General features: G+C 68.1%; 13 protein-coding genes and 2 pseudogenes. 5 read left to right on the forward strand and 10 right to left on the reverse strand.

From position 1 onward, the window contains the following. Positions 1–148 precede the first annotated feature (148 nt). Positions 149–637 (reverse strand): GNAT family N-acetyltransferase, encoded by a 489-nt coding sequence (locus AC07F0_RS23965; RefSeq protein ID WP_478981705.1) that lies wholly within the window; start codon positions 635–637, stop codon positions 149–151. A gap of 130 nt (positions 638–767) precedes the next feature. On the opposite strand from AC07F0_RS23965, the gene AC07F0_RS23970 reads away from it, so the two are divergent. Then, positions 768–2,453, forward strand: coding sequence for a ribonuclease J (locus tag AC07F0_RS23970; RefSeq protein ID WP_478981707.1), 1,686 nt, complete (start codon positions 768–770; stop codon positions 2,451–2,453). A 464-nt stretch (positions 2,454–2,917) separates the two neighbouring features. On the opposite strand, the gene trhA is transcribed toward AC07F0_RS23970, so the two are convergent. Continuing rightward, positions 2,918–3,703, reverse strand: a complete 786-nt coding sequence (trhA, locus tag AC07F0_RS23975) for a PAQR family membrane homeostasis protein TrhA (RefSeq protein WP_478981709.1) — start codon at positions 3,701–3,703, stop codon at positions 2,918–2,920. Between the two features lie 266 nt (positions 3,704–3,969). Here trhA and AC07F0_RS23980 point away from each other — a divergent pair, with 266 nt between their 5' ends. Further along, on the forward strand, positions 3,970–4,530 hold the full coding sequence (locus AC07F0_RS23980; protein WP_399406386.1) for a hypothetical protein: 561 nt from the start codon (positions 3,970–3,972) through the stop codon (positions 4,528–4,530). A gap of 424 nt (positions 4,531–4,954) precedes the next feature. Here the strand turns inward: AC07F0_RS23980 and AC07F0_RS23985 are convergent, their stop codons facing one another. The 6 genes and pseudogenes from AC07F0_RS23985 to AC07F0_RS24010 form a co-directional block, all read right to left on the reverse strand. After that, complete coding sequence (locus tag AC07F0_RS23985; protein WP_478981711.1) at positions 4,955–5,293, reverse strand: MerR family transcriptional regulator; 339 nt, start codon at positions 5,291–5,293, stop codon at positions 4,955–4,957. A gap of 398 nt (positions 5,294–5,691) precedes the next feature. Continuing rightward, positions 5,692–6,000 (reverse strand): SCO5918 family protein, encoded by a 309-nt coding sequence (locus AC07F0_RS23990; protein WP_478981713.1) that lies wholly within the window; start codon positions 5,998–6,000, stop codon positions 5,692–5,694. Positions 6,001–6,050: 50 nt separating this feature from the next. Beyond that, positions 6,051–6,455, reverse strand: a complete 405-nt coding sequence (locus AC07F0_RS23995) for a CBS domain-containing protein (protein ID WP_478981715.1) — start codon at positions 6,453–6,455, stop codon at positions 6,051–6,053. Positions 6,456–6,501: 46 nt separating this feature from the next. Further along, positions 6,502–6,939 (reverse strand): annotated as a pseudogene (locus AC07F0_RS24000) (helicase-related protein); the annotation flags it as partial. Positions 6,940–7,242: 303 nt separating this feature from the next. Next, positions 7,243–7,446 (reverse strand): cold-shock protein, encoded by a 204-nt coding sequence (locus AC07F0_RS24005; protein WP_003973099.1) that lies wholly within the window; start codon positions 7,444–7,446, stop codon positions 7,243–7,245. Between the two features lie 592 nt (positions 7,447–8,038). Next, positions 8,039–8,340 (reverse strand): annotated as a pseudogene (locus AC07F0_RS24010) (ATP-binding protein); the annotation flags it as partial. A gap of 192 nt (positions 8,341–8,532) precedes the next feature. Between AC07F0_RS24010 and AC07F0_RS24015 the strand changes: the two are divergent. Further along, positions 8,533–8,883 carry an ANTAR domain-containing protein gene (locus AC07F0_RS24015; protein WP_478981717.1) on the forward strand — a complete coding sequence of 117 codons (351 nt, stop codon included), beginning with the start codon at positions 8,533–8,535 and terminating at the stop codon, positions 8,881–8,883. 34 nt (positions 8,884–8,917) lie between these two features. Here the strand turns inward: AC07F0_RS24015 and AC07F0_RS24020 are convergent, their stop codons facing one another. After that, positions 8,918–9,274 carry an STAS domain-containing protein gene (locus tag AC07F0_RS24020; protein WP_478981718.1) on the reverse strand — a complete coding sequence of 119 codons (357 nt, stop codon included), beginning with the start codon at positions 9,272–9,274 and terminating at the stop codon, positions 8,918–8,920. Positions 9,275–9,485: 211 nt separating this feature from the next. Here AC07F0_RS24020 and AC07F0_RS24025 point away from each other — a divergent pair, with 211 nt between their 5' ends. Further along, positions 9,486–9,932: an ATP-binding protein gene (locus tag AC07F0_RS24025; RefSeq protein ID WP_478981720.1), complete on the forward strand. Its 447-nt coding sequence runs from the start codon at positions 9,486–9,488 to the stop codon at positions 9,930–9,932. 643 nt (positions 9,933–10,575) lie between these two features. Here the strand turns inward: AC07F0_RS24025 and AC07F0_RS24030 are convergent. Further along, the gene (locus tag AC07F0_RS24030) at positions 10,576–11,022 is read right to left on the reverse strand and encodes an SPW repeat protein (protein ID WP_478981722.1); all 447 of its coding nucleotides are present in this window, start codon (positions 11,020–11,022) and stop codon (positions 10,576–10,578) included. Between the two features lie 452 nt (positions 11,023–11,474). On the opposite strand from AC07F0_RS24030, the gene AC07F0_RS24035 reads away from it, so the two are divergent. Further along, entirely contained in the window at positions 11,475–12,644 is a 1,170-nt protein-coding gene (locus AC07F0_RS24035) for a PP2C family protein-serine/threonine phosphatase (protein ID WP_478981724.1), read from the forward strand. The last annotated feature ends 41 nt before the right edge of the window (positions 12,645–12,685 follow it).

Raw genomic sequence — 12,685 nt, forward strand, 5'->3', positions numbered from 1 at the left:
TCCGACGTAGCGGCGAGCTCCTCTGCCGCACCGCGTGGCAGGCCGGCGACCGCGTCTTCGGCAGTGTCGTCATGACGGTCCGCAGCCGCGCGCCGAGCTCTGGCAGGCATGCAGGAGAGGCCGGTGTTCTGCGAACCGGCACACCGCGTCATGCCGAAGGAATGCGAAACTCGAATTCGGGACGGTCCCACGGCACGGCGGGCGGGTATGCGAGCGCGGTCCCGGTCCGCACTGCACCGACGCGGTGGTAGAAGTCCTCGGCGGGAAGATGCGACACGACCTTGACACGGTCGAGCCCGGCGGCACGGGCCTCGGACTGCATGTGCGCAACGAGCAGTCGTCCGATACCCCGTCCTTGCGCTTCGTCGGCGACGAACAGCAGATCGAGCTCCGGTGGAGCGAGGACGAGCGAGTAGAACCCGAGGACCCGGCCTCCATGCTCGTCGGCGCCGATGGCTACGAAGACGCGGTGGGTCTCGATGTAATCAGGACCGACCCGGTAGCCCTCGACTGCGGCTGCGTACTTACCCTCGTAGGCGCCTGAGCCGCGCACGAGGCGCGTGAGCCGTTTGGCATCCCTCGCGACGGCCCTCCGTATCGTGACCGGCTGGCTGATCGGGGAAGTGCGTGAACTCATCGGGAAAGTATGTCGGACCGAGGTCCCGTCAGGATGTTCCTCGGCGGGGCCTCGCCGTCTCACCCGCTGCCACAGAGAGATCACACAGGCAACGGATCATGCCGTCCCGCACTCCGGGTAACGTCAGGGTATGAGTCACCCGCATCCCGAACTAAAAGCCGCCCCTCCCCTTCCCGAAGGAGGGCTGCGAGTCATCGCCCTGGGCGGCCTGGGTGAGATCGGCCGCAACATGACCGTCTTCGAGCACGCCGGCAAACTGCTCATCGTCGACTGCGGTGTGCTGTTCCCCGAGGAGACCCAGCCCGGCGTGGACGTGATCCTGCCGGACTTCACCTCCATCCGGGACCGGCTGGACGACATCGTGGCCATCGTCCTCACCCATGGCCACGAAGACCACATCGGCGGCGTGCCGTACCTGCTGCGCGAGCGGTCCGACATCCCCGTCGTCGGCTCCAAGCTGACACTGGCGTTCCTGGAGGCCAAGCTCAAGGAACACGGCATCCGGCCGCGCACGGTGCGGGTACGGGAAGGCGACCGGCGGCGCTTCGGACCTTTCGACTGCGAGTTCGTGGCGGTCAACCACTCCATCCCGGACAGCCTCGCGGTCGCGATCCGCACCAGCGCCGGGATGGTGCTGCACACCGGCGACTTCAAGATGGACCAATTCCCCCTCGACGACCGCATCACCGATCTGCGCGCCTTCGCCCGCCTCGGCGAGGAGGGCGTGGACCTGTTCCTCACCGACTCCACCAACGCCGAAGTGCCCGGCTTCACCACCTCCGAGCGTGAGCTGAACCCGGCGATCGAGCAGGTGATGCGCACCGCTCCGCGCCGGGTCATCGTCTCCAGCTTCGCCAGCCACGTGCACCGCATCCAGCAGGTACTGGACGCCGCCCACCAGCACGGCCGCAAGGTCGCCTTCGTCGGCCGGTCGATGGTCCGCAACATGGGCATCGCCCGTGACCTGGGCTATCTGAAGGTCCCGTCCGGTCTGGTCGTGAGCACGAAGGAGCTGGAGAAGCTCCCGGACCACAAGATCGCCCTGGTGTGCACCGGCTCCCAGGGCGAACCGATGGCCGCGCTGTCACGGATGGCCAACCGCGACCACGTCATCCGCATCGGCAAGGGCGACACCGTGCTGCTCGCCAGCTCCCTCATCCCCGGCAACGAGAACGCCATCTACCGAGTGATCAACGGACTCACCCGGTGGGGCGCCCACGTGGTCCACAAGGGCAACGCCAAGGTGCACGTCTCCGGCCACGCCAGCGCCGGCGAACTCGTCTACTGCTACAACATCGTCAAGCCCCGCAACGTCATGCCCGTGCACGGCGAATGGCGCCATCTGCGAGCCAACGGCGACCTCGCCATCCGTACCGGCGTCGCCCCCGACCGCGTCGTCATCGCCGAGGACGGCGTCGTCGTCGACCTCGTCGACGGGCGCGCGTCCATCACCGGCAAGGTCCCCGCCGGCAACGTCTACGTGGACGGCATGGAAGTCGGCGGCGCCACCGAGGCGTCCCTGAAGGACCGCCTCACCCTCGCGGAGGAGGGCGTGGTCACGGTGGTGGCGATCGTCGACGCGGACACCGGCGCCCTCGCCGAGGCCCCCGACTTCCTGGCCCGGGGCTTCGTCCACGACGACACCACCTTCGAGCCGGTCATCCCCGTCATCGAGAAGACCCTGGCCACCGCGGCCGAGGAAGGCGTCGGGGACGCCCGCCAGCTCGAACAGCTCGTCGCCCGCGCCGTGGCGAACTGGGCCTTCCGCACCCACCGCCGCAAGCCGCTCATCATCCCCGTCATCATCGACGCCTGAGCCACGGCCCGGCAGCACGGCCCGCGGTTCCGGTCGCCGTCTTGCCGGCATCGCGGCCGGGCACGGGAGTCGGCAGCCACCCACCTGTCCGCCGACACCAGCGACACGACACCGGGCACGACCGAGGCGACCACGTTCGCCGACGCCGTAAAGCACCACCTCATCGACCAGAACCAGCAAGCAGCCGGCGAGAAGGAACGGGCGCTCGGCCGAGTGGAACACCATCCAAGCCGGGCTGGTCCGTGGTCGGGGTGTAGACGTGTACCGCTTCCAGGACACCGACCGTGTGCCGCGGAAGGTCGGTGTCCTGGCCTCGCCGTTCTCTGACGCCTTCCGCCTCGAACTCGAGGCTCCTCCGTCGCGAGTCAGCTACGGACCGATGCCCGGGCCACCGCCCGGCCCGCTCGCGGTGCAGCACGCGGCAACGCGTGTGACCAGCGGCGCAAGCCCGGACGCTGTCGCGGTCAGTAGGTGGCCAGGGAGATGGCGATGTAGTGCGCGGTGAAGGCCGCCACGGTCAGGGCGTGGAAGACCTCGTGGTAACCGAACCAGCGGGGTGAGGGGTCGGGCCGCTGCAGGGCGTAGACGACCGCGCCCGCGCTGTAGAGGAGACCGCCGACAGCGATCAGGACGACTACGGCCGCTCCGCCGGTGTGCAGGAAGTCGGGCAGGTAGCGCACCGGCGCCCACCCCAGGGCCAGATAACACGGGGTGTACAGCCAGCGCGGAGCTCCGACCCACAGGACCCGGAACACGATGCCGGCCAATGCCCCCGTCCATACGATCCACAGCAGCATGGACCGCTGTTCCGGCCGGAGGAGGAGCACGGCCAGGGGGGTGCAGGTGCCGGCGATGATCAGGAAGATGTTGGCGTGGTCGAGTCGTCGCAGAAGAGCCTCGCCCAGTGGTCCCCAGGTGCCGCGGTGGTAGATGGCGCTCGTTGCGAACAGCAGCCAGGCGGTGACCGAGTACACGGCGCAGGCCAGGACTACTTGCGGGGTACGGGCCAGGCAGATGAGTACGACGCCCGCGATCAGTGCGGCGGGGACCATTCCGGCATGGAGCCAGCCACGCAATTTCGGCTTGATCGGTTCGGCGAGGTCGGCCGCCCGCTCCACCAGGGCGGACACCGAGTGAGCCTTCTCCCCTGCATGTCCGCCTCGCGATCCGTCGGGTAGCCCGTCTTCACGGCGCTCTCCACGCGCTGAGGCGACGTGACCGTGTTCGACTTCAGCGGCATCACGGGACACAGCTTCTCGTTCTCCCTCGGGCGACTGGGTGTCACTGGCAGCAAGGGGGTCATGCTAAAAGACCTCACTCCGGCAGCATTCGTGGAAGGTCGGTCCAGGACCCCAGGGCCATCGCCGGGTCCGGGCCGGCTCGCCACCGCGTGAACTCCAGCCCCGTTTCCCCTCCCGCCAATTGGGCCTGCCGAAGCCGAGTAGAACGGCCGGCCATGGGAAAGATCAGGGCTTCCGAACGGGCATCTCCGCTCGCCTACGCGCAAGGATCGCCGATGCTTCCTGAGGTCCGCCCCCACGTATCCACCGCCCTCGCAGACCAGTTGGAACACCAACTGGACCTGGATCCGCATCTGGAGGCCGGCCGGCTCGATGTGGAGGGCGTCGCCGGCATCGCGGTCGTCGCAGCCGCCCACTCCGATGGCTATGCGGCCACCGGCCATCTCCTCGGGCTGCTGGCCGCGCTGCCTGCCCCCACCGAGGCAGGCGAACGCTTCTGGTCGGACCTGTGGAGGTCCTCGGGCACCGCGTACCTGCTACCCGTCAACATGAAGGCTCAGGTGCTGCGTTCTTTGGAAGGAGAGGGAACCGCCCTGGCCAGGCAGATCCTCTCGGCCGTCGATGAGATGACTCCGCCCCAGCGCGTAGCGGCCGGCGAGGTGATCGGTCAAGCCCTCGCCGAGTCCGACCATGTGCCTGACCTCAAGACGCAGGTCATCGGCGAGTTGTGGCTCCGAGATCTCGAGCTCACCGCCTGGCGCGTTCTGCATGCGGACCGCAGATGGGACGATCCGGATGGACGGCAAGCCTTCCTCGCCGCCTGGACGGGCACCTGACCGTCTACCGTTCCAGACTGCGCGAACAGAGGCGCCGGGCATGCGGCACCCGAACCGGACGACGCTCGAAGCAACTGAGGTCAGGAAGTTCGGCCGAGGTCGCACCCGCCTCAACAGATCAGGGGGCCGCGCAGCAATGGCGGCGCGGCCCCCTGATCCTGTGCACGCCCGGCACGAGAGCAGGCGCTGCGCCCGGTAAGGCGGCAACGCCCGCACGGGCGGCGCTCACCGGACGCGGTGTGCGCGATCCCCGGGCCGGTCTGCGAGGTCAGGCCAGGTTGATGTTCTCGGCCTGCGGAATTCCGAACCACAACAGCTGACGCTACACGCCCACACACCGCGTCAGCACAGGAAACGATCACACCGCACGGCAGACCGTGCGTGCGGTGCCCGCCGACGCGGACGGGCACACGGCACACTCATCTCATGCTGCTGCGGCCGGTTTCGCTGATTCGGTGGCGCGGCGGTATTCGGCGTTGAGGCGCTGGGCTTCCTCAAGCTGGTCTTCGAGGATGATGATGCGGCAGGCGGCCTCGATGGGGGTGCCGTGGTCGACGAGTTCCCGAGCGCGGGCGGCGATGCGCAGCTGGTAGCGGGAGTAGCGGCGGTGTCCGCCCGCGGAGCGCAGTGGAGTGATGAGGCGGGCTTCGCCGATGGCGCGCAGGAAGCCCTGTGTGGTGCCGAGCATCTCGGCGGCCCGGCCCATGGTGTAGGCGGGGTAGTCGTCGTCATCGAGACGGCCGAACGTGTCGTCTGCTGTCATTGCACCTCTCTGTGGAACGCATGGAGGGGCCCTGGCGCCGTACTGGCACCAGGGCCCGAAGGAACTACTACACCATCTGCCGGCCCTGATACTGCACCGGCCCTCTGTTTCCGCGGACCCGACCGAGACGCTGTCGGGGGCGCGGGGATCGCGGTTGCTCGACCGGAGACCACCTCACCATCGATGTCCTGCGGTACCCGGGTCCAAGACTTCCACCCGGGCGATCCTGATGGCGCTCGGCTCCTCCGTTCTTCCCTCTTGATCAGCTACTCACCAACGGAACCTGCGAACTGCTGGTGGCCTCGAACAGCGCCACGCTTCGACAGCCAGCCCCGTCGCCCGACCTGCGTCTGCTTTGGCGGGGCCACCCGGTCCGGTGGTCAGTCCCGTTTACCTTGTCAGACCGTGACGGGGGTGCCGAGCATCGCGGAGGCGTGCTGCATCGGGCCGAGAATGCCCAGGGGCGCTGCCTTGGGAACGGCGCGGCAGGTGAAGCCGAGCGCAGCCATGGCCCGCAGGACTTCGGCGGCGCTGAAGTCACGGCGGTCCTGGCGCGTGATGACCTGGCCGACCTGCTTGACGGGGTAGTGGCGGCGGCCGATGATCACCGATTCGCCGGTGACCGGTTCGGGCTTGATGCCCTTCATCGATTCCAGCACGCCGCCCTTGGTGAGCTCGAAGGGGAAGCGGGCGATGACGCAGCGCATGTGGCCTCACAGAGAGAAGGGAAGAACGGTCCGACCAGGGGCGAGGTGTTTCAGCGGGAGAGGGCGAGGATGCCGAGGGCGCTGCCTTGCTCGTCGACCACCGGCAGGACACCGAGCCGACGGGTGCGCATCGCGTGTTCGGCTTCGGCCATCGTGGTCACGGGTGAGGCGAACGAACCGTGGTCGCCGAGGACGTCGCGCAGGCGGACACGGTCCGTGTAGTCGGAGCTGTCACGGACGGCGGCGAGTTCGGCATGGGTGACCAGGCCGGTGCACTGGCCGTCCTGGTCGCAGACGGCCAGTCGGACCGTGCGGGCGGCGGCCATGACGGCCAGCGCCACCTCGACGCTCATGTCGTCACAGACCTGCGGTCCGGCCGCGTCCATGACCTCCACCGCCGTCCTGTGCACGGGGTCGGCGTCCGCCGGGCGGGGCTGCATCTGAACCAGCGTCAAAGTATGCCTCCTGCAGAGATGGGCCGGCTTCCTGATCACGAAAGTTCTAGGCCAGCGCGCCGAAGCCGGACTGGCGAACGGGAGCGCGCCTGGTCGCCGAGGCGGGGCGGCGGCCTCGGGAGGTGGCGCTGCGCTTAGGGCGTTCGACCACCGGTGCGGTGATGACGACCGGGATGCCGGACGGGGCCTGGGCGCCGGTGATCCGACTCAGGGCCTCGTCGCCCGAGCGGACCTGGGTGGTCTGCGGCCGGATTCCGGCGTCCGACATCAGACGGACCATGCCACGGCGCTGGTTCGGCGTGACCAGGGTGACGACGCTGCCGGACTCGCCGGCGCGGGCGGTACGGCCGCCGCGGTGGAGGTAGTCCTTGTGGTCGTTCGGCGGATCGACGTTGACCACCAGGTCGAGGTTGTCGACATGGATGCCGCGCGCCGCGACGTTGGTCGCCACCAGCACGGTGACGTGCCCCGTCTTAATTCCCGCTGCGATGAATGGCATGGAGAATTAAAAGTATGGACCGGTGACAAAAGAAAGCAGATCTGGCCGGCGGAAACATCCGTGGGCGCGGGTGCTGAAATGGGTGACGCGATGGGGACCTTGCGATTCGGGCGCCGGCTGCGGTGCAGCGCTTCAGGATGCGTCTGCACCCTGAGGGAGGAACCGCTTGTGGTGGTACTGCGTATTCCTCCGGGTCGTCCCGCGGGTGAAAGCCGATGCGGGATACGCGTACAGCTGGGGCCCGCACCCCGAAGGATGCGGGCCCCAGCTGCGGATTGCGCGTGAGCGTCAGGCCGGAACGATGTTCTCGGCCGTGGGGCCCTTCTGGCCCTGCGCGATGTCGAAGTTCACCTTCTGGCCCTCGAGCAGCTCACGGAAGCCCTGCGCGGCAATGTTCGAGTAGTGGGCGAACACGTCGGCGCCGCCACCGTCCTGCTCGATGAAGCCGAAGCCCTTTTCCGCGTTGAACCACTTCACGGTACCAGCAGCCATGTCATATCTCCTTTGGGGCAGTGCATCGGCGTCCGCACTGCGCGGACGCCGTGTCGCCGCGATGATTACCCCGCCCGGAAATGACCGGAAATACAAAAGTGCTCCCGACCGGCAGAAGCCTGGCGCGGGGGCACTTGAAGTTTTGGGAACCACAACTGCAACTGAGATAGACAGTAGCACGCCGGAACGGCCCGTGCACGTTGGATAATTCCACTCTGCTCTTCGCGGCAAAAACTCCCGCCGCGCGGCCCTCTAAAAACTGATCCCTCGGGAACAGATATTGATTCACTCGGAGTTCAACGCCTCAGGAAGGGTGGCCAACCGGCACGCTGCGCGACGGTCAGGGAAAAGCCGCTGCCGCCGGGAAACGCAGCTGCAGGACTGTGGGGATGACCGCGCAGCGGCTGCCGTTCCCGGTCCCGGATGAGCGAGCCCCCCTGCTGGATGAGCCGTTCGCACTCCCGCGCATGCCGACCGGACGTCTTCGAGTACTACTCCGACAGAGCGGCCGGCAGGCCGACGGTGGGACGTGTGCTGATGACCGTCGGCTGAAGCGCCCGCACGCATCACATCAGACAACCGGGCCGATAGGTCAGGGCACTTCTTCCAACAGTTGTTCGGTCCAGATGGTTTCGCCCGCAACGGTGTAGCGGCTGCTCCAGCGATGGGTCAAACTGCGCCATCAGGAACAGACCACGGCCGCCTTCGTCCGTCCACCGGGCCCGTCGCAGATGCGGCCGCGTCTGGCTGGGACCGGAGACCTCGCAGAGCAGACGTTGATCTCGAATCAGCCGCAGGCCCACTGGGGCGCCCCTGGCGGATGGCGTTGGTGACCAGCTCGCTGACGATCAGCTCTGTGGTGGACACCAGGTGTTCCAGCCCCCAGAAGGTCAGCTGGTCGGCGACTTGACGGCGTATCCCTTGACGACGCTGGGGTCGGCTCCAGCCTCTCGGGCTCTTCCCCAGCCTCGGCTGGTGAAGAGGCCCATCCCACATATGTGATTTTCGCTGCTGTACTGAGGGTGTCTTGCTGTCGCGGTAGGGGGCAGGCGTACAGGAAGCCTTGCCCCTGTATGGAGACCAGTGATGACGACCTTTCGCGTGCCGCGGTCCTCGGTTGACGGCCTACGTGACCGCGCCGTAATCGCCCGCCTGGAACAGGAGAACGCGCAGTTGCGGCACGCCGTCGATTCCCACGCGACGGTGGACCACGCCATCGGTGCCCTCACTGCGATCCACCAGCTCGCGCCGGGCGACGGGTTCGAGGTGCTGCGTGAGGTGTCCCAGCACACCAATACCAAGCTGCACACGGTGGCCGAGACGGTGATCGCCTGGGCGCTGGGGCAGCCGCTGCCGGAACCGGTGGGGCAGGAGCTGTACGCGGCCGTGCAGCGGCGCTCACGTCGGCGGGATGCCCCAGGCGCGGAAGCCGGGTAGGACGCGGTGGCCGGGAACGGCGCGGGTCAGGCGGTCAGGGCCTGATGACGGTGGAATGGCAGCCGATGACCTCGTCCAGGCCGACGATCTCAAGGGGCCGCAGCACCGATTCCTGGGCGCCCGCGATACGCAGCCATCCCTGATCGTCACTCGCGGCCTGGTGGGCTGCGACGAAGACGTCGATGCCGCTTGAGTCCATGAAGGTCACGCCGCTGAGGTCCACCACGGTCCGCAGGGGCCCCGAGCCGTCGTAGGACAGGAGGGCCTCGCTGAGCATGTCCTTGACGGCGTGGTCGAGTTCGCCGTGCACGGTGCCCAGCCGGATGCCGTTGATGGCGGTGTGGCGGATCGACAGGTGGCAGGGCCGGGCTGCTCCGTGAGTTTCTGTCACCGTTTCCTCGACTGCGTTCGCTGATGGGACTCAAGGCCCCGGCGCGACAGTGCGCCGGTAACCTGCCTTGATGTCGCATCGAACATGCGTGCGGCCCGTTATGCGGTTCTCACGGGGCATGTGAGGCATAGTGCCGGGTACGCGCAGGACGTGTGAAGGGGGAACAAGGATGGACCCGGCCGAATCAGTCCCTGAGGGTGAGGGCAGCGTCATGCCGGACGTCCTTCAAATACAGGACACCGTCGCCCTGGACGGTGACGGGCACGTGATCGCTGAGGCACGTCACCGGGCGGTGGACTTCCTCGCCCGTGTCCAGGCGGAGCACGGCCTGCCGGTGTCCGCTCGCGCGATGGACCTGACCCAACTGGTGGTAAGCGAGCTGGTAACCAACGCCCGCAAGTACGCCCCTGGGCCCGTACTGATGGAACTGCGCATCACTGGCGCCGTCGTGGAAGTGGTCGTGTGGGACAGCGATCCCGTCCTGCCAGTGGCGCGGGCCGCCGATGCGGGCAGAGTCGGGCAGCACGGCTTGGAGATCGTCATGGCCGTCGCCCAGGGCTTCGAGGCCCAGCGGGAGCCGGTCGGCAAACGCATCACCGCCCGCATAGCCCTACCCGACGACCCCGGCGGTGACATCACCGGACGCCGCCCCCAGTAACAGCCTGCGCTCCCGTCGGCCTCACCGCCTTCCCTGACGATCTGCCGTGAAGCGGGGCGCTACAGGGGCGAATTCGGCGGGGAGCGGTCGGGGTGGGCACGGTGCCGGCGTGCGGGATGGCGCCGCCGGCTGACAGCGTCGCGAGCGACGCCGACTTCTCCCCGCATACACACACTGCCGGCGCCCAGTGCGTTAGGCGGGCCGGTGCCTAGCTGCCCTCGCCGCCCCGTGGCAGGACGCTTGGGCGAGCACCACCAAGCCAGAGCCATCAGGCGTTTCGGTGACGGTGTGCCCGAGCTGGACCGGCAGCCCTGCTACTGCGGCCTGCACGATCACCCGCATGCTGCCACTGCTCGCTGCACGGCCTGCCCGGTCACGGGCGAGCGCGGTGAACCCGTCCGAGGCCGTCCAGCTGACCAGCGCGCCCGCAGACCTCTCGGCCACCCGCAGCCCCGGAATCCCACTGTCCGCGTCGCCCAGCAGCTGAAAGCCGGCCCAAAGCCACTCCACCGGCCTCGACAGATGGTGCCGCACAGGGACCCGCCCCCGCCAGGACGCGGCTCAACGGGGGCAGAGCACGGACAATGGGCGGCTCCCTGTAGCGCGGTAGGGGTAGGTGCCATGATCCTCGGATTGAGCTCGATCACCTGGGCGGGGATGAGCGATCGCCGGACGACCGATCCACCGGGCGGGCGGCTGCGGCGGCCATAAGGGCCAACAGGAGCGCGATCACGCCGACGATGATGTTGTTGACTATGGTCCTGGTGGTACTGACGTCGCCTGCTACAACCCAGGGCGCAAGGATCGTCCACACGCCGAGTGCGCAAGCGGCCCACGCCATGCTGTGCGAGCGCTCGTATGCCCGGCCAAAGCCACCGCTCATGATCACGGCGTATGCGAGGCCGACGATCAAGTTGTTGACGGCCAGGGTGGAAAAGCCGTTGAAACCCGCGATCCACGGTGAGGCCGCCAGGTAGAGGCCCGTGATCAGGGCCATCGCCTCGACGGCCTGCGCCCTCGGAGTACTTGCGACACGCTCGGCCATCTCGTGTCGACTGCGCATGGCGAGGATGTCGGGGTGCGTTTCCATGTCCGACCTGGGATGCGTTGCCATTCCGGCCTCCGATTTGCCCGTTATGTGCATTACGTGAAGGCGGGTACCCCTCAGGGGCGGGGTAACCATCGCAGACCTGCCTGCGCCCTCAGGACGCCACTGAAGGAGGTGGCCTTCAGAGCACCTCACCACCCCTGAGAGCCTCGCTGCGGCGCCTGGGCCGCACCGGCACCGCGTCGAGCAACCACCGTGGACCGGAGCGGCATCCGCCCGTTCTCGGATCGCTCGCCATGCAGTCGACATGCTGTTTCCTCTGCATCCCAGGTCCGCCGACGCACCGGCCGCACGATCGCCCACGAACGCCGCCTGACGGAGGCGGGACGTGCTCGCACCGATCTGGAACACCGCCCTGACCAGGCAAAATGGGCAGAATATGTGAGGTTGCGCAGACTCGGGGAAGAAGGTACGGCAACCGACAGGAGGTTGCTGTGAAGGGTGGAGATCTGGAACTGGGCGAGTTGCTGGCCGCTGCGGAAGCGGCCCCGCCCGGTGAGTCCGTCGACGTGGTGGCACACGACCTGCAGAAGCGGTTCGGTGCCGAGGCCGTGTCCTTCCTGTTCGTCGACCTCATCGGCCAGCGGCTGGTACGCCTCGCCGCGACCGGTGACGAGGCCGCCACCCCTGGCGAGCCGATCGACCTGCGGGGCAGCGTCTACGACAGCGTTCTGCAGAGCCAGCGCCAGAATGTGGAACCGGACGGCCAGGGCGGACGACGCGTCATCACGCCCGTCACCAACCGCGGCGACTGCATCGGCGTCCTGGAGGTGAGCCTGCAGTCCGCAGACGACACCGTGCTGCGCCAGGTCCGCCACGCGGCCCACGCGCTGGCCTACATCATCGTCACGGACCGCCGCTTCACCGATCTGTACCACCAGGGCCGGCGCACCACCGAGACCAGCCTGGCGGCGGAGATCCAGCACCAGTTGCTTCCCTCGGCCTCCTGCTGTGAGGCGGCCCAGTTCACTCTGGCCGCCGGACTGGTCCCGGCCGACGACATCGGTGGCGACACCTACGACTACACGCTCGACCGCGACACTCTGCACCTGTCGATCACCGATGCCATGGGCCACGACACGAACTCTGCTCTGTTGGCCACCTTGCTGGTCGGCGCGCTGCGGCGGGCACGTCGCAGCGGCTGTGACGCCCTCAAGCAGGCCCGCCACGCCCACGAGGCCCTGCTGAGCCACAGCCACGGCCTGGCCACCGGACAGCTGCTGTGCGTCGACCTCGAAACGGGGCTGTGCGAACTGGTCAACGCCGGGCACCCCCGGCCCCTGCTGCTGCGTGACAACGCCGTCGAAGAGGTGAAACTCGCCGTCAACCTGCCCTTCGGTGTGGCGGCACCCACCACCTACCGCCTGCAGGAACTACCCCTGAGACCCGGGGACCGCCTGGTCCTGCTCACCGATGGAATGCAGGAACGCGCTGCCGCGGCCGTCGACCTGGGCTCGGTCATTCACGACACCCGCGCGCTGCACCCGCGAGAAGCCGTCCGGACCCTGACCGCCGCGGCGCTCGACGCCTGCGACGGCAACCTCAAGGACGACGCCACGGTCCTGATACTGGACTGGCACAGCAATCGCAGCCGACCGGCCTGACCGAGCCCCGACCCCGCAGCAATGATGGCCTACCGGGTCTC

The sequence above is a fragment of the Streptomyces sp. NPDC045955 genome, from assembly GCF_056430805.1.